Origin of the sequence: Streptomyces sp. NPDC007264, from assembly GCF_042869095.1 — a bacterium.
Taxonomy (GTDB): Bacteria; Actinomycetota; Actinomycetes; order Streptomycetales; family Streptomycetaceae; genus Streptomyces.
Genome location: NZ_JBIAFD010000024.1, coordinates 1 through 23,345, shown reverse-complemented (window position 1 = coordinate 23,345; position 23,345 = coordinate 1). Strand labels below are relative to the sequence as shown.

General features: G+C 69.3%; 23 protein-coding genes, 1 tRNA gene and 2 pseudogenes. 15 read left to right on the top strand and 11 right to left on the bottom strand.

Annotated elements, in window-relative coordinates; genetic code table 11:
* The first annotated feature begins 84 nt into the window (after window positions 1–84).
* On the top strand, window positions 85–264 hold the full coding sequence (locus tag ACFYMU_RS30200; RefSeq protein WP_388379911.1) for a hypothetical protein: 180 nt from the start codon (window positions 85–87) through the stop codon (window positions 262–264).
* A 36-nt stretch (window positions 265–300) separates the two neighbouring features.
* Here ACFYMU_RS30200 and ACFYMU_RS30195 read toward each other — a convergent pair whose 3' ends face one another.
* The 3 genes from ACFYMU_RS30195 to nth form a co-directional block, all read right to left on the bottom strand.
* A complete protein-coding gene (locus ACFYMU_RS30195) occupies window positions 301–1,500 on the bottom strand; it encodes a MarP family serine protease (RefSeq protein WP_388379908.1) in 1,200 nt (399 codons plus the stop codon).
* Between the two features lie 117 nt (window positions 1,501–1,617).
* On the bottom strand, window positions 1,618–2,331 hold the full coding sequence (locus ACFYMU_RS30190) for an NUDIX hydrolase (RefSeq protein WP_388379905.1): 714 nt from the start codon (window positions 2,329–2,331) through the stop codon (window positions 1,618–1,620).
* Window positions 2,332–2,467: 136 nt separating this feature from the next.
* Complete coding sequence (gene nth / locus ACFYMU_RS30185) at window positions 2,468–3,601, bottom strand: endonuclease III (RefSeq protein ID WP_388379903.1); 1,134 nt, start codon at window positions 3,599–3,601, stop codon at window positions 2,468–2,470.
* Between the two features lie 326 nt (window positions 3,602–3,927).
* On the opposite strand from nth, the gene ACFYMU_RS30180 reads away from it, so the two are divergent.
* Window positions 3,928–4,602 carry a Crp/Fnr family transcriptional regulator gene (locus ACFYMU_RS30180; RefSeq protein ID WP_103837943.1) on the top strand — a complete coding sequence of 225 codons (675 nt, stop codon included), beginning with the start codon at window positions 3,928–3,930 and terminating at the stop codon, window positions 4,600–4,602.
* A gap of 149 nt (window positions 4,603–4,751) precedes the next feature.
* Entirely contained in the window at window positions 4,752–5,600 is an 849-nt protein-coding gene (locus tag ACFYMU_RS30175; protein WP_388379899.1) for a nucleotidyltransferase, read from the top strand.
* 1 nt (window position 5,601) lies between these two features.
* Here the strand turns inward: ACFYMU_RS30175 and ACFYMU_RS30170 are convergent, their stop codons facing one another.
* The 4 genes from ACFYMU_RS30170 to ACFYMU_RS30155 form a co-directional block, all read right to left on the bottom strand.
* Window positions 5,602–6,432, bottom strand: coding sequence for an MBL fold metallo-hydrolase (locus ACFYMU_RS30170; protein WP_388379896.1), 831 nt, complete (start codon window positions 6,430–6,432; stop codon window positions 5,602–5,604).
* A 22-nt stretch (window positions 6,433–6,454) separates the two neighbouring features.
* Window positions 6,455–7,324, bottom strand: a complete 870-nt coding sequence (locus ACFYMU_RS30165) for an NUDIX hydrolase (RefSeq protein ID WP_388379893.1) — start codon at window positions 7,322–7,324, stop codon at window positions 6,455–6,457.
* An 84-nt stretch (window positions 7,325–7,408) separates the two neighbouring features.
* Window positions 7,409–7,876, bottom strand: coding sequence for a RidA family protein (locus ACFYMU_RS30160; protein ID WP_388379890.1), 468 nt, complete (start codon window positions 7,874–7,876; stop codon window positions 7,409–7,411).
* Window positions 7,873–8,034, bottom strand: a complete 162-nt coding sequence (locus ACFYMU_RS30155) for a DUF4177 domain-containing protein (protein WP_003975360.1) — start codon at window positions 8,032–8,034, stop codon at window positions 7,873–7,875. Before ACFYMU_RS30155 ends, ACFYMU_RS30160 begins: the two co-directional genes overlap by 4 nt.
* 139 nt (window positions 8,035–8,173) lie before the next feature.
* Between ACFYMU_RS30155 and ACFYMU_RS30150 the strand changes: the two genes are divergently transcribed.
* Window positions 8,174–9,151, top strand: coding sequence for an ArsA family ATPase (locus ACFYMU_RS30150; RefSeq protein ID WP_388379887.1), 978 nt, complete (start codon window positions 8,174–8,176; stop codon window positions 9,149–9,151).
* Window positions 9,148–10,572 (top strand): ArsA family ATPase, encoded by a 1,425-nt coding sequence (locus ACFYMU_RS30145; protein ID WP_388379885.1) that lies wholly within the window; start codon window positions 9,148–9,150, stop codon window positions 10,570–10,572. The genes ACFYMU_RS30150 and ACFYMU_RS30145 overlap by 4 nt, the downstream gene beginning before the upstream one ends.
* Before the next feature lie 392 nt (window positions 10,573–10,964).
* On the opposite strand, the gene ACFYMU_RS30140 is transcribed toward ACFYMU_RS30145, so the two are convergent.
* On the bottom strand, window positions 10,965–11,303 hold the full coding sequence (locus tag ACFYMU_RS30140) for a WhiB family transcriptional regulator (protein ID WP_388379882.1): 339 nt from the start codon (window positions 11,301–11,303) through the stop codon (window positions 10,965–10,967).
* Window positions 11,304–11,711: 408 nt separating this feature from the next.
* On the opposite strand from ACFYMU_RS30140, the gene ACFYMU_RS30135 reads away from it, so the two are divergent.
* Complete coding sequence (locus ACFYMU_RS30135) at window positions 11,712–13,970, top strand: transglycosylase domain-containing protein (protein ID WP_388379880.1); 2,259 nt, start codon at window positions 11,712–11,714, stop codon at window positions 13,968–13,970.
* 274 nt (window positions 13,971–14,244) lie between these two features.
* Here ACFYMU_RS30135 and ACFYMU_RS30130 read toward each other — a convergent pair whose 3' ends face one another.
* Window positions 14,245–14,712 (bottom strand): GatB/YqeY domain-containing protein, encoded by a 468-nt coding sequence (locus ACFYMU_RS30130; protein WP_388379877.1) that lies wholly within the window; start codon window positions 14,710–14,712, stop codon window positions 14,245–14,247.
* Between the two features lie 142 nt (window positions 14,713–14,854).
* Here ACFYMU_RS30130 and ACFYMU_RS30125 point away from each other — a divergent pair, with 142 nt between their 5' ends.
* The 3 genes from ACFYMU_RS30125 (at window position 14,855) to ACFYMU_RS30115 (ending at window position 16,761) form a co-directional block, all read left to right on the top strand.
* Window positions 14,855–15,781, top strand: a complete 927-nt coding sequence (locus ACFYMU_RS30125; RefSeq protein WP_388379874.1) for a metallophosphoesterase — start codon at window positions 14,855–14,857, stop codon at window positions 15,779–15,781.
* 84 nt (window positions 15,782–15,865) lie between these two features.
* Window positions 15,866–16,654 carry a Pr6Pr family membrane protein gene (locus ACFYMU_RS30120; RefSeq protein WP_388379872.1) on the top strand — a complete coding sequence of 263 codons (789 nt, stop codon included), beginning with the start codon at window positions 15,866–15,868 and terminating at the stop codon, window positions 16,652–16,654.
* A 33-nt stretch (window positions 16,655–16,687) separates the two neighbouring features.
* Window positions 16,688–16,761 (top strand) — tRNA-Pro (locus ACFYMU_RS30115).
* 79 nt (window positions 16,762–16,840) lie between these two features.
* Here the strand turns inward: ACFYMU_RS30115 and ACFYMU_RS30110 are convergent.
* Window positions 16,841–17,479, bottom strand: a pseudogene (locus ACFYMU_RS30110) (tyrosine-type recombinase/integrase); the annotation flags it as partial.
* A gap of 198 nt (window positions 17,480–17,677) precedes the next feature.
* Here ACFYMU_RS30110 and ACFYMU_RS30105 point away from each other — a divergent pair.
* Complete coding sequence (locus ACFYMU_RS30105) at window positions 17,678–18,241, top strand: DinB family protein (protein ID WP_388379869.1); 564 nt, start codon at window positions 17,678–17,680, stop codon at window positions 18,239–18,241.
* A gap of 344 nt (window positions 18,242–18,585) precedes the next feature.
* Window positions 18,586–18,672: pseudogene (locus tag ACFYMU_RS30100) on the top strand (DinB family protein); the annotation flags it as partial.
* Between the two features lie 236 nt (window positions 18,673–18,908).
* On the opposite strand, the gene ACFYMU_RS30095 reads toward ACFYMU_RS30100, so the two are convergent.
* A complete protein-coding gene (locus ACFYMU_RS30095) occupies window positions 18,909–19,796 on the bottom strand; it encodes an META domain-containing protein (protein WP_388379867.1) in 888 nt (295 codons plus the stop codon).
* Between the two features lie 97 nt (window positions 19,797–19,893).
* On the opposite strand from ACFYMU_RS30095, the gene ACFYMU_RS30090 reads away from it, so the two are divergent.
* From ACFYMU_RS30090 to ACFYMU_RS30075, 4 genes are all read left to right on the top strand, one after another.
* Window positions 19,894–20,184: a CPCC family cysteine-rich protein gene (locus ACFYMU_RS30090; RefSeq protein ID WP_388379864.1), complete on the top strand. Its 291-nt coding sequence runs from the start codon at window positions 19,894–19,896 to the stop codon at window positions 20,182–20,184.
* 98 nt (window positions 20,185–20,282) lie between these two features.
* A complete protein-coding gene (locus ACFYMU_RS30085) occupies window positions 20,283–20,852 on the top strand; it encodes a hypothetical protein (RefSeq protein WP_388379861.1) in 570 nt (189 codons plus the stop codon).
* A gap of 218 nt (window positions 20,853–21,070) precedes the next feature.
* Complete coding sequence (locus ACFYMU_RS30080) at window positions 21,071–21,229, top strand: hypothetical protein (RefSeq protein ID WP_388379858.1); 159 nt, start codon at window positions 21,071–21,073, stop codon at window positions 21,227–21,229.
* Window positions 21,230–21,767: 538 nt separating this feature from the next.
* Window positions 21,768–22,235, top strand: a complete 468-nt coding sequence (locus ACFYMU_RS30075; protein WP_388379856.1) for a hypothetical protein — start codon at window positions 21,768–21,770, stop codon at window positions 22,233–22,235.
* Window positions 22,236–23,345 lie beyond the last annotated feature (1,110 nt).

The window sequence follows — 23,345 nt, the reverse complement described above, 5'->3', positions numbered from 1 at the left end:
CGCGCGGCCACATGCCCGGCGCATAGGCCAATTGAGGGGTGCCAAGGCGGTTATCGACCTTGGGGCAGGGGCAGAGGTCGGGGTATGGGCTGGACGCACGACTACAGTGACGCAGCACGCGACCGCCGCTCGGCCACCGGTCCGAGCTCGCACCAGAGGGGCGCCCCGCAGTCGGCGGGCGCGGATCCCCGAGTGGGCATTCCGCACATTCTGCGCCGCCGGGCCCGATGGGTCTCGGTACGTCTGCGCCACCCGCGCGGCTGACCGGTCACCCGGCAGCGGCCGCCCCGCCCTTCGGGTTCACAGCGCGCAGTTGTCGCTGTCCACCTGCTGGTTCGCCGTACGGCCCTGGGTGATGTCCGGCTGGATCTCGTCGGCCGTGAGCGCGTACCCGGTGTCGGCGTCGTCGAGGGACTTGGCGAACACCACTCCGTAGACCCTGCCCTGCGTGGTGAGGAGCGGGCCGCCGGAGTTGCCCTGGCGGACGGTCGCGTACAGCGAGTACACCTCGCGGCGGACGGTGCCGCGGTGGTAGATGTCGGGGCCGTTGGCCGTGATGCGGCCGCGGAGGCGCGCGGGCTGGACGTTGTACGACCCGTTCTGCGGGAAGCCCGCGACGATCGCGTTGGTGCCGCCGGCCGCGTCCGTGGACGTGAAGCGCAGTGCCGGCGCGTCCAGATCCGGCACGTCGAGTACGGCGATGTCGCGCCGCCAGTCGTAGAGGACGACCTTCGCGTCGTACTTCCTGCCCTCGCCGCCTATCTGCACGGTGGGTTCGTCGACCCCGCCCACCACATGGGCGTTGGTCATCACCCGGCGGTCGGCGAAGACGAAACCCGTGCCTTCGAGGACCTTGCCGCAACTCTGGGCGGTGCCGACGACCTTGACGATGGAGCGCCGCGCCCGGGTGGCGACCGCGCTCTTCGCGAGGGCCGGGTCGGGGGGCTGGACCTCGGTGATGGGCTCGTTCGCGAACGGGCTGAAGACCTGGGGGAAGCCGTTCTGCGCGAGGACCGTGGAGAAGTCGGCGAACCAGGTGTCCGCCTGTGCGGGCAGCGCCCGGGAGACACCCTGGAGCACCTTGGAGCCGCGGACCTCCCTGCCGAGGGTCGGCAGCGTCGTCCCCGCGAGGGCGGAGCCGATCAGCCAGGCGACCAGGAGCATCGCCACCACGTTGACGAGGGCGCCGCCCGTGGCGTCCAGGGCGCGGGCCGGGGACCAGGTGATGTAGCGGCGCAGCTTGTTGCCCAAGTGGGTGGTCAGGGCCTGGCCGACGGAGGCACAGACGATCACCACGACCACGGCGACGACGGCGACGGTCGTGCTCACCTTGTGGTCGCCCGTCGCCTTGTCCCAGACGAAGGGAAGCAGGTAGACCGCGACGAGGCCGCCGCCCAGGAAACCGATCACCGACAGGATGCCGACGACGAAGCCCTGGCGGTAGCCGACGATCGCGAACCAGACGGCGGCGACCAGCAACAGGATGTCCAGCACGTTCACTGCTTCAAGCCTCGCCTCGTCGCTTTCCGGTCGCCGTCGTCCGGCCGGGGGCCCGGACCGCCGAGCAGCGGCGATGGCGCGGCGTCGCGGGAGAACCACAGCACGGGGGCAACCTTGTCATGCGCGCCAGTCGAGCGGGACCTGCTTGTCGCGGTCCCAGGGGCGCTCCCAGCCCGCGTAGTGGAGCAGGCGGTCGATCACGCCCGCGGTGAAGCCCCAGACGAGGGCCGATTCGACCAGGAATGCCGGGCCTCGGTACCCACTGGGGTGGACGGTGGTGGCCCTGTTGGCCGGATTCGTGAGATCCACCACGGGGACGGTGAAGACCCGCGCCGTCTCGTTCGGATCGACGACGTCCACCGGGCTGGGCTCCCGCCACCAGCCGAGGACCGGCGTCACCACGAAGCCGCTGACCGGGATGTAGAGCCTGGGGAGCACGCCGAAGAGCTGAACGCCGCCGGGGTCGAGTCCCGTCTCCTCCTCGGCCTCGCGGAGCGCGGCCCGCAGCGGCCCCTCGGCCGTCGGGTCGCCGTCCTCGGGGTCGAGGGCCCCGCCGGGGAACGAGGGCTGCCCGGCGTGCGAGCGCAGCGAGCCGGCCCGCTCCATCAGCAGCAGCTCGGGGCCGCGGTCGCCGTGCCCGAACAGGACCAGTACGGCCGACTGGCGCCCCTCGCCGTTCTCCGGCGGCAGGAAGCGGCTGAGCTGCAACGGCTCGACGGTCTCCACCACCCGTGCGACCGGGCCGAGCCACTCGGGCAGGCCCTCCGTGCTCAGCCGCAGCCGACCCCCGTCCGTGGCGCTCGTGTGATCCGTGTCGCTCGCGTGTCTCATCGCCACCCCCGTTCTGCCGATCCCAACGCCCCTGGGGCCGCGAATCGTTCCACACGTCGCCCGTACGGGTGTCCTGCCACGCGGCCCGCCGGACTGCGTCCCTCCCCTGCGAGAAGCGCGTGAGCGCGCACACCCGTCACCCGGCCCCCAGCGGCGGGGCCGGGATCCCACCCGCGTCCAGATAGGCCTGCGGGGGCTTGAGCCGCTGGCCCGGGAGGCCGCCCTTCTCGTACTTCAGGAGCTTCTTCGCCTTCTCCGGGTCGGTCTCTCCCTCTCCGTACGCCGGGCAGAGCGGGGCGATCGGGCAGGCGCCGCAGGCCGGCTTGCGGGCGTGGCAGATGCGGCGGCCGTGGAAGATCACGTGATGCGAGAGCATCGTCCAGTCGCTCTTCGGGAAGAGCGCGCCGACGGCCGACTCGATCTTGTCGGGATCGGTCTCGTCCGTCCACTGCCAGCGGCGGACGAGCCGCTGGAAGTGGGTGTCGACGGTGATGCCGGGCCGGCCGAAGGCGTTGCCCAGCACCACGAAGGCCGTCTTGCGCCCGACACCGGGCAGTTTGACGAGGTCCTCCAGGCGGCCGGGCACCTCGCCGCCGAACTGCTCCACCAGGGCCTTGGAGAGCCCTATCACCGACTTGGTCTTGGCCCGGAAGAAGCCGGTCGGGCGCAGGATCGCCTCGACCTCCTCAGGGTCGGCCGCGGCGAGGTCCTCGGGGGTCGGGTACCGGGCGAAGAGCGCCGGGGTGGTCTGGTTCACCCGCAGGTCGGTGGTCTGCGCGGACAGGACCGTGGCCACGATCAGCTGGAAGGGGCTCTCGAAGTCCAGCTCCGGATGGGCGTACGGGTACACCTCGGCGAGCTCGCGGTCGATGCGGCGGGCGCGCCGGACGAGGGCGGTACGCGACTCGTTCCTGCGCGGCTTCGGGGCGACGGTCCTCGGGGGAACGGCGCCCCGGACGGCGATCGTGGCCTTCTCGCCGACCGCCTGCACGGGGGCGGCCTTCTTGGCGGGGGCTTTCTTGCCGGTGGTCTTCTCGACGGCCGTCCTCTTGGCGGCCGTCTTCTTGGCGGGCGCCTTGGCTGCCGTCTTCTTGGCTGCCGTCTTCGCGGCGGCACCGGTCTCGGCGGCGGACGTGGCCTTCTGCGCGGCCGCCTTCTTCGCCGACGCTGTCTTCGGGGAAGCCTTCTTCGCGGCGGCTTTCCCGGCGGCGGTCGAGGCGGCGGCGGTCTTCCCGGCAGGCCGCTCCGCCGACGCCTCACCGGGCGCCACTTGTGCCCTTTTTGCCGCTTTATTACCCTCGCCACGAGCATGTTCGCCCACAGCGGAATCACGCCGTGCAACCACCCGCTCAGCCCCCTTGGCCTGTGCTGTCACCGGGGAATTGGACACCCGGCCAGCCTAAGGCCCGACGCCGGCCTCCGCCGCGTACCCCGACGATCGGCCCCCAATTGGACCCCTGCCGCATACCCCGGCTCGCCAATGCGGCATCCTTGTGACAGATCACACTGTTTGGACCGTCCGGCAAAACGGGGAACACGGTCCCCTGGTAAACCGGGGAGCAACATCCCCTGAGCAGGTCGACAAGGAGAGAACTCGTGGACGACGTTCTGCGGCGCGCCCCGCTCTTCGCGGCGCTCGATGACGAGCAGGCCGCGGAGCTGCGCGCCTCCATGAGTGAGGTGACCCTCGCCCGCGGCGACTCGCTGTTCCACGAGGGCGACCCCGGGGACCGCCTGTACGTGGTCATGGAGGGCAAGGTCAAGCTTCACCGCACCTCGCCCGACGGCCGCGAGAACATGCTGGCCGTACTCGGCCCCGGTGAGCTGATAGGCGAACTGTCGCTGTTCGACCCGGGCCCGCGTACGGCCACCGCGACCGCGCTGACCGAGGTCAAGCTGCTGGGTCTGGGTCACGGCGACCTCCAGCCGTGGCTGAACGCCCGGCCCGAGGTGGCGGCGGCGCTGCTGCGCGCCGTGGCGCGGCGGCTGCGCAAGACCAACGACCAGATGTCGGACCTGGTCTTCTCGGACGTGCCCGGACGTGTGGCGCGCGCGCTGCTGGACCTCTCGCGACGGTTCGGCGTGCAGTCCGAGGAGGGCATCCACGTGGTGCACGACCTCACCCAGGAGGAGCTGGCCCAGCTGGTCGGCGCGTCGCGTGAGACGGTCAACAAGGCGCTGGCGGACTTCGCCCAGCGAGGGTGGCTCCGCCTGGAGGCCCGCGCGGTGATCCTGCTGGACGTGGAGCGGCTGGCCAAGCGGTCCCGCTGACGCCCGCCCCCTACGACTCCCGGGCCCCCGCCTCCCCTGTGAGGCGGGGGCCCGTCGTCCTGTGGCCCGGCGCCCGTCGTCCCTTGTGAGCGGTGCCCGTCGTCGCTCCGCCGGGACCCTCCCGAGGCCGTCCCGGCATACTTGCCCCCGTGATCGACCCATCGCGCCCCTCCTCGTACCGCGACGGACACGGCCGCGGCAGGGGTCTCGACTCCCACGGACACATCCGGCGCGAGGGCGCCCTCGAACTGGTCACCGCCCCCTTCGGGCCCGTCGTCGAGGCCGCTCGGAAGCGGCTCCCCGGTGTCTTCGGGACACGGATGACCGGCGCCTACCTCTACGGGTCGATTCCGCGCGGCACCGCGCGTGTGGGACGCAGTGACCTCGATCTGCTGGTCGCGCTGGCCGCGGAGCCCACCGAGGCGGACCACCGCGCCGCCCGTGCGCTCGGGGACGGGCTGGACCGGGAGTTCCCGCAGATCGACGGCGTGGGAACGCTGCTGTTCAGCCGTGCCCGGCTGCTGAGCGACCTGGAGACGTACGACCTGGGGTGGTTCGTCGCCTGCCTGTGCACGCCCCTGCTGGGCGAGGACCTCGCCGCCCGTCTGCCCCGCTACCGGCCCGACTCCCGGCTCGCCCGGGAGACGAACGGCGACCTGGCGCTGCACCTGCCGCGGTGGCGCACACGCATGGCCGAGGCCACCACGGACGACGCCCGCCGCACCCTCGTGCGCGGTGTCTCCCGGCACCTCGTCCGCACCGGCTTCACCCTGGTCATGCCCCGCTGGAACGGCTGGACGAGCGATCTAGGGGACATGGCCGAGTCGTTCGCGGCCTTCTACCCGGAGCGGGCCGAGCAGATGCGCGCGGCGGCGGTTCTCGGGTACGAGCCGGGCGGCGACCCGGCCGTCCTGCGGTCGTACGTCGACGACCTCGGCCCCTGGCTGGCCGGGGAGTACGCGCGCGTGCACGGGATCAAGGCCCCGCGCCCCCAGTGAGTCAGATCAGCCCGTGTTCGCGCAGGTAGTCGAGCTGTGCCCGCACCGACAGCTCCGCCGCCGGCCACAGTGCCCGGTCGACGTCGGCGTAGACGTGGGCCACGACCTCGTCCGGCGCGCGGTGACCGTTCTCGACCGCCGTCTCGACCTGTGCGAGGCGGTGGGCACGGTGGGCCAGGTAGTACTCCACGGCTCCCTGGGCGTCCTCCAGGACGGGCCCGTGGCCGGGCAGCACGGTGTGGACGCCGTCGTCGACGGTGAGCGACCTGAGGCGGCGCAGCGAGTCCAGATAGTCCCCCAGGCGGCCGTCCGGGTGCGCCACGACCGTCGTACCGCGGCCCAGGACGGTGTCCCCGGTCAGGACGGCCCCGTCGGCCGGGAGGTGGAAGCACAGGGAGTCCGAGGTGTGGCCCGGTGTCGGCACGACGCGCAGCTCCAGCCCACCGACGCGGACGACGTCCCCGTGGCTCAGCCCCTCGTCGCCCAGCCGCAGCGCCGGGTCGAGGGCGCGCACCTGCGTGCCGGTCAGCTCGGCGAACCGGGCGGCGCCCTCGGCATGGTCCGGGTGGCCGTGCGTGAGCAGGGTGAGCGCGATCCGTCTGCCGGACCGCTCCGCCGTGTCGATCACCTGGCGCAGGTGCCCCTCGTCGAGCGGACCGGGATCGACCACCACGGCCAGTGCGGAGTCGGGCTCGGCAAGGATCCAGGTGTTGGTGCCGTCGAGGGTCATCGCCGACGGGTTGGGGGCGAGGACGTTCACGGCGCGCGCGGTCGCGGGGCCGGACAGGACCGTGCCGCGGGGCCGGCCCGGAAGGGCTGCGGCGTCCGTCATGACCGGGCACCTCCCGCGTGGATCATGCCGGCGCTCCCCCTGTCCGGATGTGCTTGGTGAACTCCTCGTGGCCGGGCCAGGCCAGCACGATCTCGCCGTCCTCCAGGCGGGCCGTGGCCAGCACGGGAGTCAGATCGCGGCCGGAGGCGGCGGTCAGGGCCTCGTCGGCGCTCGCGTACGGCACCAGCTGGCGCAGGGTCGCGATCGTGGGCGGCATCATCACCAGCTCCCCCGCGTCGTACGAGGCGGCCGCCCGAGCCGGGTGGATCCACACCGTGCGGTCCGCCTCCGTGGAGGCGTTGCGGGTGCGCTGCCCCTCGGGAAGCGCGGCGACGAAGAACCACGTGTCGTAGCGGCGGGACTCGAACTCCGGGGTGATCCAGCGGGTCCAGGCGCCGAGCAGGTCGGAGCGCAGCACCAGCCCCCGGCGGTCGAGGAACTCGGCGAAGGACAGGTCGCGGGCCACCAGGGAGGCGCGGTCGGCCTCCCAGTCCGCGGCCGTGGTGTCGCCGACGACCGACTCCGGGGTGGGGCCGGCGAGCAGCACACCGGCCTCCTCGTACGTCTCCCGCACGGCCGCGCACACGATGGCCTGGGCGGACGTCTCGTCGACGCCGAGGCGGTCCGCCCACCACGCGCGCGTGGGGCCCGCCCAGCCGATCCGCAGGTCGTGGTCGCGGGGGTCCACGCCGCCGCCCGGGTAGGCGTACGCGCCTCCGGCGAAGGCCATGGAGGCGCGCCTGCGCAGCATGTGGACGGCGGGGGCGCCGTCGGTGTCCTTCAGGAGCATGACGGTGGCCGCGCGCTTCGGCGCGACCGGAGCGAGTGTGCCTTCCGCCAGCGCGCGGATCCGCTCAGGCCACTCCGGTGGAAACCACTGTCCATTCGCCATGGGCGGAGGCTATCCCGTAGTGCGCAGATGTTCGAGAGGGAATGATCGCCGGCTCCGCGTGGGACGCCGCCCGGGGAACCGGTCCTACGCCTCCGTCAGCTCGACCTGGACCTCCACCTCGACCGGCGAGTCCAGCGGGAGGACCGCCACGCCGACCGCGCTGCGCGCGTGCACGCCCTTGTCGCCGAGGACCTCGGCCAGCAGCTCGCTGGCGCCGTTGATGACGCCCGGCTGCCCCGTGAAGTCCGAGGCCGAGGCCACGAAGCCGACGACCTTCACCACACGCGCGATGCGGTCCAGGTCGCCCGCCACGGACTTCACCGCGGCGAGCGCGTTCAGTGCGCACGTCCGGGCCAGGTCCTTGGCCTCCTCGGCGGTGACCTCCGCGCCGACCTTGCCGGTGACCGGGAGCTTGCCCCCGACCATCGGCAGCTGGCCGGAGGTGTACACGTACGCCCCGGACCGCACGGCGGGCTGGTACGCGGCGAGCGGCGGCACGACCTCCGGCAGCGTCAGCCCCAGTTCGGCCAGCCGGGACTCCACCGCGCTCATGCCTGCTTCTCCCGCTTCAGGTAGGCCACCAGCTGCTCCGGGTTGTTGGGCCCCGGCACGACCTGGACGAGCTCCCAGCCGTCCTCGCCCCAGGTGTCCAGGATCTGCTTCGTGGCGTGGACGAGCAGCGGCACGGTTGCGTATTCCCACTTGGTCATGGGGCGACTGTAGCCGCTGTGGCGGCCGGGGCACGCGGCCGTCGGCGGTGCCGGTGCGGGCCGCCGTGCGGCCGATCGTCGGGGCTGTTGTCCACAGCCTCCGGCGTATGCCGTGCGCGGACTGGTTAGGCTCGAAGGCGTGAGCAGGCTCCAGGTCGTCAGCGGCAAGGGCGGCACCGGAAAGACCACGGTCGCCGCGGCACTCGCGCTCGCCCTCGCGACCGAGGGCAAACGCACCCTTCTGGTGGAGGTCGAGGGCAGACAGGGCATCGCGCAGCTCTTCGAGACGGAAGCGCTGCCGTACGAGGAACGGAAGATCGCCGTCGCCCCGGGCGGAGGCGAGGTGTACGCACTGGCCATCGACCCCGAGCTGGCTCTGCTGGACTACCTGCAGATGTTCTACAAGCTGGGCAGCGCGGGGCGGGCCCTGAAGAAGCTGGGCGCCATCGACTTCGCCACCACCATCGCGCCCGGCCTCAGGGACGTGCTGCTGACGGGCAAGGCGTGCGAGGCCGTCCGCAGGAAGGACCGCGGCGGCCGGTTCCTGTACGACTACGTGGTGATGGACGCCCCACCCACCGGGCGCATCACCCGCTTCCTGAACGTGAACGACGAGGTGGCGGGTCTCGCCAAGATCGGCCCGATACACAATCAGGCACAGGCGGTGATGCGGGTCCTGAAGTCCCCGGAGACGGCGGTGCACCTGGTGACGCTCCTCGAGGAGATGCCCGTCCAGGAGACCTCGGACGGCATCGCCGAGCTGCGCGCCGCCCGGCTGCCGGTGGGGCGGATCATAGTGAACATGGTGCGGCCCTCGGTCCTCGGACCGTCGGAGCTGGAGCTCGCCCGCACGGTGCCGCGGACGGCCGTCGCCGCGTCCCTGTCGGGCGCGGGTCTCGGCGGTGCGCGCCGCGGCGGGCTCGCGGAGCGGCTGGCCGGCCCGCTGCTGGAGCAGGCCGACGAGTACGCGGCGCGGTTCGCCCTGGAGCGCGAACAGCGCGCGGTGCTCATGGAGCTGGGCCTGCCCCTGCACGAACTGCCGCTGCTCGCCGAGGGCATGGACCTGGCGGGCCTGTACGAACTGGCCACGGAACTGCGTCAGCAAGGGATCTCATGAGCTCGGACCCGGCCCCCACGCACGACGGCACGGCCTCCGCACCCGATGCGGCACACCCTCACGACACCGGCTCCGTGCGCGCGTTGAACCCCGTACCCGTCCTGGAGGTCGACGCCCTCCTCGACGACCCGGCGACCCGCATCGTCGTGTGCTGCGGTTCCGGCGGCGTCGGCAAGACGACCACGGCGGCCGCCCTGGGGCTCCGGGCGGCCGAGCGCGGCCGCAAGGTGGTCGTGCTCACCATCGACCCGGCCCGCCGCCTCGCCCAGTCGATGGGCATCGACGCGCTCGACAACACCCCGCGGCGGGTGAAGGGCATCGAGGACGCCGAGGGCGGCGAACTGCACGCCATGATGCTCGACATGAAGCGCACCTTCGACGAGATCGTCGAGGGGCACGCGGACCCCGACCGGGCGGCCGCCATTCTGAGCAATCCCTTCTACGAGTCGCTCTCCGCGGGCTTCGCCGGCACGCAGGAGTACATGGCGATGGAGAAGCTGGGGCAGCTGCGCGCGCGGGACGAGTGGGATCTGATCGTCGTCGACACACCGCCCTCGCGTTCGGCGCTGGACTTCCTGGACGCGCCCAAGCGCCTCGGGTCCTTCCTGGACGGCAAGCTGATCAGGGTGCTGATGGCCCCGGCGAAGATGGGCGGCCGCGCGGGGATGAAGTTCCTGAACGTCGGGATGACGATGATGACGGGCGTCCTGGGAAAGCTGCTCGGCGGCCAGCTCCTGAAGGACGTCCAGACGTTCGTGGCCGCCATGGACACCATGTTCGGCGGGTTCCGCACGCGCGCCGACGCCACGTACAGGCTGCTGCAGGCGCCCGGCACCGCGTTCCTGGTGGTGGCGGCCCCCGAGCGGGACGCGCTGCGTGAGGCCGCGTACTTCGTGGAGCGGCTGGCCGCCGAAAACATGCCGCTGGCCGGTCTGGTGCTCAACCGGGTCCACGGCAGCGGCGCCGCGCAGCTGTCGGCCGAGCGGGCTCTGGCCGCCGCCGAGAACCTGGACCTCGCCGCCGATCCGCCCGGCGCCGAAAATCTTGCGGGGTCCCGCATTGTGGATCAGGAGGGCGGGAAAGCTGGACTTCGTAACTCTCCCGACACGCACGGACGTTCAGACTCTTCCTCATCCGCTGCACCGGTTCCCGACGCAGGCTCCCCCGCCCCCACGGACCCGGATCGGAGCATCGAACAACTCACCGCGGGTCTGTTGCGGCTGCATGCGGAACGTATGCAGTTGCTCTCCCGCGAGCAGCGCACGCGTGACCGCTTCACCGCGCTCCACCCCGAGGTGGCCGTGGCGGAAGTGGCCGCGCTGCCCGGCGACGTCCACGACCTTGCGGGACTGCGGGACATCGGCGACCGCCTCGCGGCCGACCGGCCGGAGCGCCCGCGGGCGCGCGAGGCACGCGCGTAAGGGCGTCGGGGTCGCCTCGACGGCGCCCAGCCTGCGGTCGCACGCAGGCCGAGGAACCAGGCACCCAGGAGGCCGAGTCCCGAGCCCAGGGGTCCGGGACGGCGCCGCGTGCGGGCCGTGGGCATGGCGCGAGGCCGTGGGGGATGCCCTGAGGGCCCGGCTGCGGACTGCACTGCAGGAAACCGTGTGACGGCGGCGGCCCGGGACGCCCAGACGCATGAGGGCGCCGGCCATGACACCCCCGCTCCTCGAGGCGTGCCCCTCACGGCACCTCCCGTGAAGCGGACCCCCGATGGGGCGGATGCGACGGCCGACCGGGACGACGCACTCCCACGAGACCGCGCCCCGCAAGGGACGTGCCCCGCACAGGACGTGCCCCGCAGGGGACGCGCTCAGCTCACCGCCGCATAGTTCTCGTACGCCTCTTCCTCGTCGAGGGGCAGCAGGCCCGCCCCGCGCTCGTACTCCGTACGCGCGGTCTCCAACAGGTGACGCCACGATGTGACGGTCGGTCGCCTGCGCAGCAGTGCGCGGCGCTCCCGCTCCGTCATGCCACCCCACACGCCGAACTCGACGCGGTTGTCGAGCGCGTCGGCCAGGCACTCCGTGCGTACCGGGCATCCGGTGCACACCGCCTTGGCCCTGTTCTGCGCTGCTCCTTGAACGAACAGTTCATCCGGATCGGTAGTGCGGCAGGCCGCCTGCGCACTCCAGTCGGTTACCCAGCCCATACCGGCGCCGTCCTCTCCCGAATCGAGGCTCCCCCACGGCGGCAGCGGCATATTCACCGCCGCCAGTTGAGGACGTTACGGAAGGTGGGCACAGCGCAACACCCCCGTGGGGCCCAATCTTGAATGGTCCGAACGGACTATGGGTAAGCGGCAGATCACCCGGGGGAGTGAGCTGGCGACATACGCGACCTTCCGGGCAAACCGGGACAGTCCAGCGACGCCACAACGGACGTCCACTCACACACAAGGCGGATTCGGGCACGCATCCGACAAAAAAGTCGGGGAACATCGGAACGATTCGGGGTCGCGGGACGTACTTGATACGTGGCCCTACTGCTGTGACAGTTGGGAGCAGCTTAGGCCAAGGCATATACGCGTGTCCGGCGAATGAGAACGTAGGCTGCCCTCATGCCAAAGAAGCGCTCGGGCGGGGGGCTGTCCCCCGTGCAGCAGGCCACCAAGTTCCTCGGCGTGAGTGTGCTCGCGGGGGCGGTGATGGCCGGCATCGCCCTGCCCGCCGCGGGAGCGCTCGGCCTCGCGGCCAAGGCGTCGGTCGAGGGATTCGACGAGATCCCGGCCAACCTGAAGAGTCCGCAGCTGAGCCAGCGCACCACCATCCTGGACGACAAGGGCGGCCAGATCGCGACGGTCTACTCGCGGGACCGCACGGTGGTGGACCTCAAGGACATCTCGCCGTACATGCAGAAGGCGATCGTCGCGATCGAGGACTCGCGGTTCTACCAGCACGGCGCGATCGACCTGAAGGGCGTCCTGCGCGCGCTGAACCGGAACGCGCAGAGCGGCGGAGTGGCCCAGGGCGCCTCCACGCTCACCCAGCAGCTGGTGAAGAACTACTTCGTCGAGGAGGCCGGCAACGACCCGACGAAGGTCGCCCAGGCCACCCAGCAGACCATCGGCCGCAAGATCAGCGAGCTGAAGTACGCGATCCAGATCGAGAAGGAACTCGGCAAGAAGAAGATCCTCGAGAACTACCTGAACATCGCGTTCTTCGGCCAGCAGGCCTACGGCGTCGAGGCGGCGTCCCGGCGCTACTTCTCCAAGCACGCCAAGGACCTCAGCCTCCAGGAGGCCGCGCTCCTCGCGGGCCTCGTCCAGTCGCCCACGCGGTACGACCCGGTGAACGACGAGGCGGAGGCCAGGAAGCGGCGCAACGTGGTGCTGCAGCGCATGGCCGACGTGCACGACATCTCGCAGGCCGAGGCCGACAAGGCCAAGAAGACCTCCCTCGGGCTGCACGTCAGCCAGCCGAGGAACGGCTGCATCACGGCGGTCAGGGGAGCGGGCTTCTTCTGCGACTACGTGCGCGAGGTGTTCCTGAACGACCCGGTCTTCGGCAAGAACCGGGAGAGCCGGGCGAAGATCTGGAACCGCGGCGGTCTGACGATCCGTACGACGCTGGATCCGCAGGCGCAGGAATCGGTGCAGCAGTCCGTCAAGGACCACGTCAACAAGAGCGACGACGTGGCCACGGCCGCGAGCATCGTGGAGCCCGGCACCGGCAAGATCCTCGCCATGGGCCAGTCCCGGCCGTACGGCTTCGGCAAGGACGAGACACAGATCAACCTCTCGGTCGACAGGGCCATGGGCGGCGGCGCGGGCTACCAGCCCGGTTCGACGTTCAAGCCGATCGTGGCCGCGGCCGCCATCGAGGGCGGCAAGTCGGCGACCCAGGAGTACCCGTCGCCGTACGAGATGCCGTACCCGAGCCCGGTCGCGGCCTGCAACGGCAAGCAGTGGGTGAACACGGAGAACTCCAAGCTCACCAACGAGAACGAGTCGGAGCAGGGTCCGTACGCGATGAAGGAGGCGACCGCCAAGTCGGTCAACACCTACTACGTGCAGCTGATCGACGACATCGGCATCTGCCCGGTGATAGACATGGCCGGGAAGATGGGCGTCAACCGCGCGGACGGACAGAAGATCACCGAGGCCCCGTCCATCGCGCTCGGCACCCAGGAGATGTCGCCACTGACGATGGCGAACGCGTACGCGACCTTCGCCTCCCGCGGCACGTACTGCACGCCGATCGCCATCGAGTCGATCACGCAGACCGTCGGCGGCCAGCACAAGTCCCTGAACGTCCCGAAGTCGACGTGCACGCGCGCCATGTCGGAGAACACCGCGGACACGGTCACCACCCTCCTGAAGGGGGTCGTCGAGGACGGTACGGGCCAGCAGGCCGGCCTCGGTGATCGTCCCAGCGCCGGAAAGACCGGTACCACGGACTTCCGCTACGCCGCCTGGTTCGTCGGCTACACGCCGAACATGGCCGGCGCGGTGTGGGTCGGCGACCCCGCGCACAAGCGGCGCATGACCAACATCACCATCGGCGGCGTCACCTACGAAAAGGTCTTCGGCGGCCAGGTCCCGGGCCCGATCTGGCGCGACATGATGACGGGCGCGCTGGCAGGCAAGCCGGTCGAGGACTTCACCCTGGTCGACATCCCCGACCCCCTCCCCGACGAGGGCGACAAGAACGGGGACGGCAAGGGCAGGGGCAACCACAACGGCGGCCCGACCATCGGCGGCCTGATCACCGGAGGAGCCGGTGGCGGCGGGCTGCCGACGCCCAGCTTCTCGATCCCCGAGGGGTGGATCCAGGGGAACGGAAACGGCGGGAACGGCAACGGCGGGCTGCGCGGATAGATCCCGCACCCGCGGGAACGCCTCTACGGCTACGTGTACGACGACGGGGCGCCCCTCGGCTGGAGGGGCGCCCCGTCGTCGTACCACCGTTGTCGCGCGTGCCGTCGCCGGGACGTGCCGTTGTCGCGCGTGCCGTCGCCGGGACGTGCCGTTGTCGCACGTACCGGCCGTCGGGCCGTGCCGCCACCGCACGTGCCGCCGTCGGGCCGTGCGGCTCAGCGCGGCCGACCGGCCGGTCGGCCGGTCGGCCGGTCGGCCGGTCGGCCGGTCGGCCTCAGCCGCCCGCGAGCAGCTGCTTGACCACCGCGGCGACACGGCCGCCCTCGGCCTGACCGGCCACCTTCGGGTTCACGATCTTCATGATTTGGCCCATCGCGCGCGGGCCCTCGGCGCCGGCCGCCTTCGCCTCCTCCACGGCCTGGACGACGATCTGCCGCAGCTCGTCGTCGGACAGCTGCTTGGGCAGGTACGCGGCGAGCACCTCGCCCTCCGCCTTCTCCCGCTCGGCCTGCTCGGAGCGCCCGCCCTGCGCGAAGGCGTCGGCGGCCTCGCGGCGCTTCTTCGCCTCACGGGTGATCACCTTGGTGACCTCCTCGTCGGAGAGCACGCGCTTCTCCTTGCCCGCGACCTCCTCCTTGGTGATCGCGGCGAGCGTCAGCCGGAGCGTCGAGGAGCGGAGCTCGTCGCGCCCCTTGATCGCGGCGTTGAGGTCTTCCTGCAGCTTCGACTTGAGCGTGGTCATGACTCCGATTGTCGCAGGTGTGACGGAGCGTCCGCCCGCCGATTTCCACAGGGTCGCGTGAGTCGGCCGACGGCTGCGCCGTCCGGCCGCAGTTGTCCACAGCCGGACATGAGGCCTCTTCGGGTTCTGACACGATGGTCATATGCGTGCGCGATACGGAGTACCCCTGGGAATCACGGCGGTGGCCGCCGCCGGACTGCTCTACTCGGCCGGGTTCGAGGCCCGTTCCTTCCGGCTGCGCCGGGTGACGGTCCCGGTGCTGCCCCGGGGGGTGCGGCCGCTGCGCGTGCTCCAGGTCTCGGACATCCACATGGTGAGCGGTCAGCGCAAGAAGCAGCGCTGGCTGCGCTCGCTGGCGGGCCTGCGCCCCGACTTCGTGCTCAACACCGGGGACAACCTGTCCGACCCGCAGGGTGTGCCCGAGGTGCTGGACGCGCTGGGCCCGCTGATGGAGTTCCCCGGGGCCTACGTCTTCGGCTCGAACGACTACTACGGCCCCCGACCGCGCAACCCCGCCCGCTACTTGGTCGAGAAGGCGAGGGGCCACCACGGCCTGAACGGCAACCCACCCGTGGTCGGCGCCGTCCACAACCCCTGGGAAGACCTGCGCGACGGCTTCGACGCGGCAGGCTGGCTGAACCTGACGAACACCCGGGGGACGCTGAAGATCGACGGCCTGGAGGTCGAGCTGACGGGCCTGGACGACCCCCACATCAAGCGGGACCGGTACGCGTATGTGGCGGGTGGCCCGTCTCCGGCGGCGGACTTCTCCATGGGCGTGGTCCACGCTCCCTACCTGCGCGTCCTGGACGCGTTCGCGGCGGACGGCTATCCGCTGATCCTGGCGGGCCACACCCACGGCGGCCAGCTGTGCATTCCCTTCTACGGCGCCCTGGTCACCAACTGCGACCTCGACACCGACCGGGTGAAAGGCCTGTCGCGGCACACCGGGGAGGGCCGCACGTCGTATCTGCACGTGTCGGCGGGGTGCGGGACGAACCGCTACACGCCGGTGCGGTTCGCATGTCCGCCCGAGGCGACGCTGCTGACGCTGGTGCCCAGGGAATAGCGGCCTCCGCCCGGAATCAAGCGAGGGTAACCCACCCGGATCACCCATATCGCCCGTTTTGCCCGATCCACTTAGCGTGAGGGCATGATCGCGCCGATACCCAAGGAGATCCCGGACCTGCCCGCGGTACCGGGCATGCCGACGCTGCTGCCGTCCGACGTCCCCGCGGCCGCCGTGATGACCCCGGTCCGCCGTCCGGTGGCGGCGGCCTACCGCCTGCTGGTGGCGCTCACCGCCGCGGCGGCCGTGGCCGTCGACCTGGCCCTGGGCCTCAGCCCGGTCCGGGTACTGAGCTACTTCACCGTCCAGACCGGCGTGCTCGTCGCGCTGGTCTTCACCGTGTCGGCATGGCGAGCGTGGACGGCCCGCCGCCCGCTGCCGCCGCTGGTGACCGGCGGCACGCTGTTCTACACCCTGATCGCGGGCCTGCTCTACCACGTGGTCTTGGTGAACGAACCGGGCACGTTCTCGATGACGGGCCCCACCGACGCCCTCACGGGCTGGCCCGCGCTCACCAACCAGGTGCTCCACACGGCGATACCCGCCGCGGTCCTGCTGGACTGGCTCCTCCTGACCCCCGCGGCCCCCCTGGGCCTGCGGCACGCCACGAGATGGCTGCTGTACCCGGTGGCATACCTGATCTTCTCCCTGACACGGGGAGCGCTGATCCCACGGAACAAGGAGGGCCGCTACCTCTACCCCTTCCTGGACGCCGGCCACCTCGGCTACAAGAGCGTCCTCGGCAACGCGCTCCTGCTCGGCCTGGCGTTCTTCGTGGTAGCCCTCCTCCTGGTCGCCGCCGACCACCTCCGCCCGGACCCGATCCGCCACCGCCCCAAAACCGGATTTCGTCTCCAGCCACCAGTGGGCTAAAGTAAACGACGTCGCCGCGAGAAGCAGCGACATCGGGGTGTAGCGCAGCTTGGCAGCGCGCTTCGTTCGGGACGAAGAGGTCGTGGGTTCAAATCCCGCCACCCCGACAGCCGAAACACCAGGTGAAGCACCTACCAGCTTTGGTAGGTGCTTCACCTGGTTCTGCATGCGTGTCTATCTGCGTGACTACCGCTCCGGATCGCGCCTGAAGATGCCCTCCATGACCACAGCGCCCGTCTCGATCACGGGGCGGATCTGCTTCCGGTAGACCTCCTCGGTCACGGCCGTGCCGGAGTGGCCGACGAGCCGGGAGATCTCCTCCAGTGGGACGCCACGGTCGGAGAGCAGGGACACGAAGCTGTGCCGCAGCTCCCTCGGAGTCCACTCGTCGGCGTTGATCCCATCGATGCCCTTGAGCGCCTGCCGGAAGGCGCGTCGGACGTTGGCAGCGTCGAGCGGCTTGCCCACGGCCGAGGAGAACACGAGCCCGTGTTCCTCCCACTCCTCGTCGGCGGCAAGCCGATCCCATCCCTGATCTTCGAATTGCCGCCAGAGGGCTTCGACGCAGCGCGTCGGCAGAGCGAGCGTGCGCCGGGACTTCCGGGTCTTGGTGTCCCCGCCCCGGCGGACCGAGCGCCACACCGCGATGTGCGGAGGCTGCGGCGGGTGGGCGTCCGGCTTGCCCTTCAGGAAGACGTGATCCCAGGTGAGTGCCCGCAGCTCCTCCGTGCGTGCACCGGTCAGCAGGGCGACGACGATGTAGGCGGCCACAGCGCGGCTGGACAGCTCCGAGGTGCCCGCGAAGTCGGCCGAGCGGATCGGGCGGATGTCGTCCTGCTCCACGGTGTGTGGGTCGACGGCGTACGGGATGGGAGCTGGGGGTGGTGGTGGGTTGCGGGAGGCTGTGTCGTGATCGGTCTGATTCCCGATTCACCTCAAATTCCCTTTGTGGCCTGCAAGTTGAATGCTTGTAGCTCAGTGGATAGAGCGCAGCCAGGTCGCCGTTGTATGTAGTGTGCGGAGGTGACAAGAAGCGAGCGGCTCGCGGAGCAGCTGGACTGGTACTGGCACAAGAACCTACGGCCGCGGCTGGACGGTCTTACCGATGAGGAGTACTTCTGGGAGCCGGTGCGCGGCTGCTGGAGCATCCGGCCGCGTGGCACGTCGGCCGCACCGAGGTCGGTAGGTTCGGGGGAATGGACGATGGATTTCGCGTCCCCTGGTCCGGAGCCGGCGCCGGTGACCACGATTGCCTGGCGGCTGGCGCACATCATCGTCTCTTGCCTGGGCTATCGGGTCGGATGGTACTTCGGCGGCCAGGACGTCGACTCCGAGACATTCGCCTACGCGGGGACCGCTGCCGAGGCGTTGAAACAGCTCGATGAGATGTATGAGAGATGGAACGCGGGGGTCCGCGAACTCTCGGACGCTGACCTGGAGAATCCGCCCGCGGTGGGTCCCGAGCGGTTTCCCATGGAGAACAGGGTCCTGCACGTCAACAGGGAGCTGATCCATCACGGCGCCGAGATTTCCCTGTTGCGCGACCTTTACCGCTGGCAGGACGGAACCGTACCGCGCCGAATATGACTTTCCGGCGACCGGCGATCGAGCTTCGAAAACCTAGGTGGACTCCGTGACGCTCCGTGGCTGGGAGCTTCACTGGGCAGAGCGCCAAGCGGCGACTGATGTCTGACATCAATGGCTGACACCAACAGCGGCGGACGACTGCGGATCAGTGCGGACCTTAACGGTCGGTCCAAGGGCACGGAGCGGCTTCAATGTGGGTCCGGGAGCCCCAACGGATCGACCTGGATAAGGATGAGGTCACAGGTTCAAATCCTGTTAGCCCAGCAAGAAGACCCCCGAACCATCGGTCCGGGGGTCTTTTGATACCCACGCTGCACACCAACAGCGACGGTCAGCCGGTCAGTCTCTTCCACTTGCTCCAGGAGTACGCGCGCCCCGTCGGTCAACTCGACGTCGCGCGGGAGCTCATCGACGGCGATACCGGCGAGTGACACGCCCAGGGACCGATGACACATCGCCAGACGGCCTCAATCCCCGTCATCATTTCGAGAACGGCGTCCTGGTCGAGCGGAAGACCAAAGCGGCATGAATTCCGGTGGTGGACCTGCCACCACCTTCGAGATCATCACCCTGTGTCGCATGACGATGCAGAACCGAACGGGGCGCAGGCCAGCGCCAGCGAACCCAGCGATCTTGAAGTGCCACACCCCCGGAATCACATGTCACGTCACTTGCCGGGAAGTGCGGCGAAGTAGTAGCTGACGAGTTCCATGGTCTGGACGATGTCCTGAGTGAGGACGAGCGAGCCGCGCTGGGCGCGCCAGCCGAAGCTGTCCGGGAAACTCCGCAGCAATGACTGCTCGTCGCGCATGATCTGCGCGGAGCAGGTCCGGCGTGTGGTGGGGGTCAGCTTGCCTATGGCAACGCGCTCACCGTCGAGGACGGCGCTGCTGGTGAAGGTGTTGCAGCCCAGCTTGCCGTCCATCGTGCCGTCCGTCTGGAAGCGGAACCAGATCTCCTTGCCGGCCGCGTAGTCCGGTCCGGGTTCGTCACCGACCTCGTTGTGCGCGAGCCAGTAACGGGTGCCGAACATACCTTCGGGCCGGTTGAACTTTACGGCGATGTAGTCCCCGTTCTCGTTCTTCAGGTCCATGGTCAGGGCGTCATACCTTTTGTTGATCGTGAGTCTTCCCGTGAAGAGTTCTCGGAACCGGTCCCTGAAGGACTGCCGCGCGGGCTCACAGTCCTCCCCCGAGTACGCCCTCGGAGCAGGTTGCACGGTGAGCGCATCGGCGGTGATACGAGCGGAACGCAGCAGGGGATGGCAGCCGTCGCTGCCCCGGATGAGGCCGTCGTACCCGAACTCCAGCCAGGCGGCGGCGTCCGGCGGGGCAGTCGTAGAGCGACCACCCATGGTTATCCACTGGATCTTCCAGCGCTCCCCCATCAGCAGGCCGCCGTACCCACCCGGGTCCTTCCGCTTCGCGCCCGGGCTTCGCGGCGAGGCGCTGGCGTGCCCGGCCGGGTCGTCCCCCGTACCGGTACAGCCGCCGAGACCGAGCAGGGTCGCGAGGAGCCCGGCGATCGCGACGGCAGTGCTTCGACGTATCCGCATGGATACCAGACGCTCCAGCCCGGCTCAGGGTTGTGGTTGCGATCCATCCGATGGCAAGGCACCGGTCTAGCGCGTTCGCGGCGCATGTCGCGCCTTGATGATTTGGATCAAAGACCTCACCCGGATCACTCTTTTACCCCGGGGTGGTCCGTACAGCTGGCTGAGCCTCGCGGAGGCACGTCGAAACTTTCATGCCGTGGGAGCCTGTGATGAGCGATGTACCCAGTCCGTCCGCGCCTCTCTGCCACGAGCGCCCGACAGACTGACATCACCAACTGACATCAACGTCGCCATACGACGACGGATCCTCACGTCCTTAGCTGGATTGGGAATCGCTCAGCAGCCATGGTCTCAAGCCGCCCACACAGCCCACCGATCGAACTCCTAAAGCGGGTGTCGCAAGTTCGAATCCTGCCGGGGGCATCAGGGCACAGGCCCCGAACCGATCATGGTCCGGGGCCTGGGACATCCACCATGATGAGGTGCATGGATCTTGGGGGGATAGCCGCCGTAGTAGCAGCCGGATTCACGGCTCTGGGACTTCCAGCGACGTATCTGCAGGCCAGAGCAGCCCGATGTGCTGCGGACAATGCGGTAGAAGCGGCGAAGATAGCCGCTCGTGCCCTACACGCCGAAGCGCGTCGCACCGCCCAGAGACAGGCCTACGTAGATCTTCTCGTAGCAGCAGACGGGTTCGAGAAGGCCGCCGTGAGCATGGCATGGTGTGCTTCGCTTCCGCCAGGGTCCGCGGCTCGTGAGGATGCAGAGACCAGGCTGAATGATGCGCACACAGCTCTTGGCAAGGCCGCCCGCCTGGTCGGTTTGGACGCGCCCGAGGCGGTCATCCCGCTGGTGGAACGACTCAAGCATGTCGCTGACGTTTGTCTTCTCTCTTCCCAGAGTGAAGAAGACGTCGAGTGGCCAACCGACGACGGGATGGTGCTCGGGAGCTATGTCCCCGCGCTGTACAGGCGTGCTCGGCAAGCGTTCGTAGATCACGTGCGACAGTCCCTCAACGCTGACGTGAGGCAAGCGAGCGACTCCGTTCGGCAGTAGTGGCTGTGCAGCAACGCAGCGCGTCATCATGCGGTATGGGGATTGATTTGGAGCTGCACTCGTCACGGCCGGCACGCAACGACTGGCCCAAGTCCCGCGCAACACTCCTGCGGAGCTCCTTCGGGCACGGCGACGCACTGGCCGATGCACTCGGCTCGCTCCAACTCCTCGGAGTATCCGGGAGGCTCACCGCCGTCGATCCGTACGGGGACACGTTGATGAACGAGCAGGAGGCCGCCACCGCCCTCCAGGAGATCCACGGCTTGAGGCGGAGTTGCGCTGACAAGCGTCAGCTCGCTGCGCTGGACGATCTCACAACCATGCTGGAACAGTGCGCGGCTACCCCAGGCAGCTACTTGTGGTTCGCGGGCGACTGAAGCTCCCGCCAGCTTGCCGCGTGAGGGTCCAACTGCGTGACAACGCCACGGACAGTGTCGGACAACCGCGCACGCCTGCGGACCATCACAGCAGGCGAGAGGCGCACCGCCCCAAGGTCAGGCGCCCGCACAAGTTGCTTCGGGACGAATCGGTCGTGGGTTCAAATCCCGCCACCCCGAGACAGGTCAGAGGCCCATTCGCGTGGTCGCGAGTGGGCCTCTGAGTGTTTGTGCAGCAGCGGGCGCCCGCCGGGTCTCCGCAGAGGGAACGTGCGTATAGACCTTCGTGGTCACCGCGATCTCGGAGTGGCGTCGGAGTGGCGGAGGATCTGCATCGCGATCCGAGGGTGGACATCGAGAGCCGCCAGGAGCGAGGCGCAGGTGTGTCGGGTGTCATGCACACGGACCCGGCGGATCCCGGCACGCTCGCACCGGCGGTCGAACTCGCGGGTGAAGTTCCGCGGCTCGACGAGAGTGCCGTAGCGGGTGGTATCACGTCGCCTGGATGAGGTTCCTGCCTGACGAATCGAGTGAGCCCATGAGTGACGACGTCCTCTCCGTCATTCCGACCGACCCGCACTGGCAGCCCGAGCAGGCCGCGGCCGACCGTACTGCGTCGATCGTGGAGGACCTGGCCCCCGGGATCCCTGGCGGCGTCGAGGTCGAGGTCGACGTCACCTGGCACGACACACTCACCGTTGTCGACTGTGGTGAGAATCTGCAGAAGATCGGTTGTCCCCACTGCGGCGCGTCGATCGGCATCGAGTGGTGGGCCGACCTACTCGAAGCCCACTGCGACCACGGCTTGGCAACGCTCGCCGTGGTGGTCCCCTGCTGCGGCACCGCGACGTCGCTGAACGCACTGGACTACGACTGGCCCTGTGGCTTTGCCCGATTCGAGATCGCCGTCTGGAACCCCGAGCGTATCTGGTTCAGCGACGAGGAACTGACTGCCATCGGGCACGCACTCGGACATCCGGTCCAGCAAGTCAGGGCTCACATCTGACGCACGTCAGCCCGCGAGGAACCCGACATCACGAGTTCAAGTTCACCAGCTCGACCGACGAAACGGCAGGTCACGCACCGACGCCCCAGCCTCTCTCCTGAAGCGGGACTTTCGCAGTGGCGTGCATCTCATGGGGACCCAATGCCGGGAGGGCGAGAGGAAACACCTGCTGTATCACGCTGATAACCCCGCCCGGATATCCCGAGGTCATGACGTACGGCAGCATGGAATCCGTCACGCGACATCCGGTATCTCTTGTAGGATTTTTCCCACTCCACTGCGTCTACGTCAATCAATCCACGTGCGTAGTCACTCAGCTGCCACAAGGCCGAACGAAACGCATGTGCAGCCCTGCCAACTTGCTCATCACCGATCATCTGCACCGTCTCGTACGCGAGCGCCAGACGTCTATCAGATTCGGCGATCTCTCTTATCCCGTCTTCGATGGAGACTGGAGGGGGACCTTCGAGGAGATTTCTTGCCGTAGCAAGCGAACGCGCAGCCCCGACCTGAACATGTGCTTCATGAATTAACTCTCGGTATGCGTCGAATCGACGCTGGCTCCACTCCCGTTGCACATCACGCTTCCACCGAAACCTCTCAGAAAGCGCACTGCCGACAAAGGAGACGACTCCGCCGATCACTACGCCTATCAAGGCTGGAAGTTGACCTGTCAAGCTCACGTGTCCCCCAAGTTCAAGGGACAGCCGATCGAACCGTGCCCGATGACTCCCCCTGCCTGTGTCGCCAAGTAGCCTCCCCAGCAGCGTGCTTGCGCAGCCCTCCCCCACAGGTTCTCGGGATCCAGGGCACTCGCCGGCCGGCCGACACAGGCGGAATGCTCCGAGCCACCGAGTACGACCAGGGGGAGCGGTTGCTGTGAGGACTGCAGTACAACAGCGAAGTACAGCAACCACCGCACCGCCTCTGACCGCCAAAGCAAGCCCTGGCCAGCCCGAGGAGAGATCGAACCCCTAAGCCGGATGTCACAGGGGTGTGGCACCTTGGTCTCGTTGGGGTCTGTGTAGCGAACGGCCCTGTCTCACATTCGGTGGTGACGGAGCGTCCTGGGGGTCGTTGACATCCCGTGAAGGATGTCAACGAGCTTGT

What these genes read in the sequence shown, in the direction of transcription:
- ACFYMU_RS30120 (WP_388379872.1), top strand. Translation starts at nt 15,866, where the DNA reads ATGATCGCGCCGATACCCAAGGAGATCCCGGACCTGCCCGCGGTACCG.
- ACFYMU_RS30085 (WP_388379861.1), top strand. Translation starts at nt 20,283, where the DNA reads ATGGATCTTGGGGGGATAGCCGCCGTAGTAGCAGCCGGATTCACGGCT.
- ACFYMU_RS30155 (WP_003975360.1), bottom strand. Translation starts at nt 8,034, where the DNA reads ATGACCAAGTGGGAATACGCAACCGTGCCGCTGCTCGTCCACGCCACG.
- ACFYMU_RS30125 (WP_388379874.1), top strand. Translation starts at nt 14,855, where the DNA reads ATGCGTGCGCGATACGGAGTACCCCTGGGAATCACGGCGGTGGCCGCC.
- ACFYMU_RS30165 (WP_388379893.1), bottom strand. Translation starts at nt 7,324, where the DNA reads ATGGCGAATGGACAGTGGTTTCCACCGGAGTGGCCTGAGCGGATCCGC.
- ACFYMU_RS30190 (WP_388379905.1), bottom strand. Translation starts at nt 2,331, where the DNA reads ATGAGACACGCGAGCGACACGGATCACACGAGCGCCACGGACGGGGGT.
- ACFYMU_RS30145 (WP_388379885.1), top strand. Translation starts at nt 9,148, where the DNA reads ATGAGCTCGGACCCGGCCCCCACGCACGACGGCACGGCCTCCGCACCC.
- ACFYMU_RS30200 (WP_388379911.1), top strand. Translation starts at nt 85, where the DNA reads ATGGGCTGGACGCACGACTACAGTGACGCAGCACGCGACCGCCGCTCG.
- ACFYMU_RS30080 (WP_388379858.1), top strand. Translation starts at nt 21,071, where the DNA reads ATGAACGAGCAGGAGGCCGCCACCGCCCTCCAGGAGATCCACGGCTTG.
- ACFYMU_RS30130 (WP_388379877.1), bottom strand. Translation starts at nt 14,712, where the DNA reads ATGACCACGCTCAAGTCGAAGCTGCAGGAAGACCTCAACGCCGCGATC.
- ACFYMU_RS30095 (WP_388379867.1), bottom strand. Translation starts at nt 19,796, where the DNA reads ATGCGGATACGTCGAAGCACTGCCGTCGCGATCGCCGGGCTCCTCGCG.
- ACFYMU_RS30160 (WP_388379890.1), bottom strand. Translation starts at nt 7,876, where the DNA reads ATGAGCGCGGTGGAGTCCCGGCTGGCCGAACTGGGGCTGACGCTGCCG.
- ACFYMU_RS30090 (WP_388379864.1), top strand. Translation starts at nt 19,894, where the DNA reads ATGATTTGGATCAAAGACCTCACCCGGATCACTCTTTTACCCCGGGGT.
- ACFYMU_RS30135 (WP_388379880.1), top strand. Translation starts at nt 11,712, where the DNA reads ATGCCAAAGAAGCGCTCGGGCGGGGGGCTGTCCCCCGTGCAGCAGGCC.
- ACFYMU_RS30140 (WP_388379882.1), bottom strand. Translation starts at nt 11,303, where the DNA reads ATGGGCTGGGTAACCGACTGGAGTGCGCAGGCGGCCTGCCGCACTACC.
- ACFYMU_RS30075 (WP_388379856.1), top strand. Translation starts at nt 21,768, where the DNA reads ATGAGTGACGACGTCCTCTCCGTCATTCCGACCGACCCGCACTGGCAG.
- ACFYMU_RS30170 (WP_388379896.1), bottom strand. Translation starts at nt 6,432, where the DNA reads ATGACGGACGCCGCAGCCCTTCCGGGCCGGCCCCGCGGCACGGTCCTG.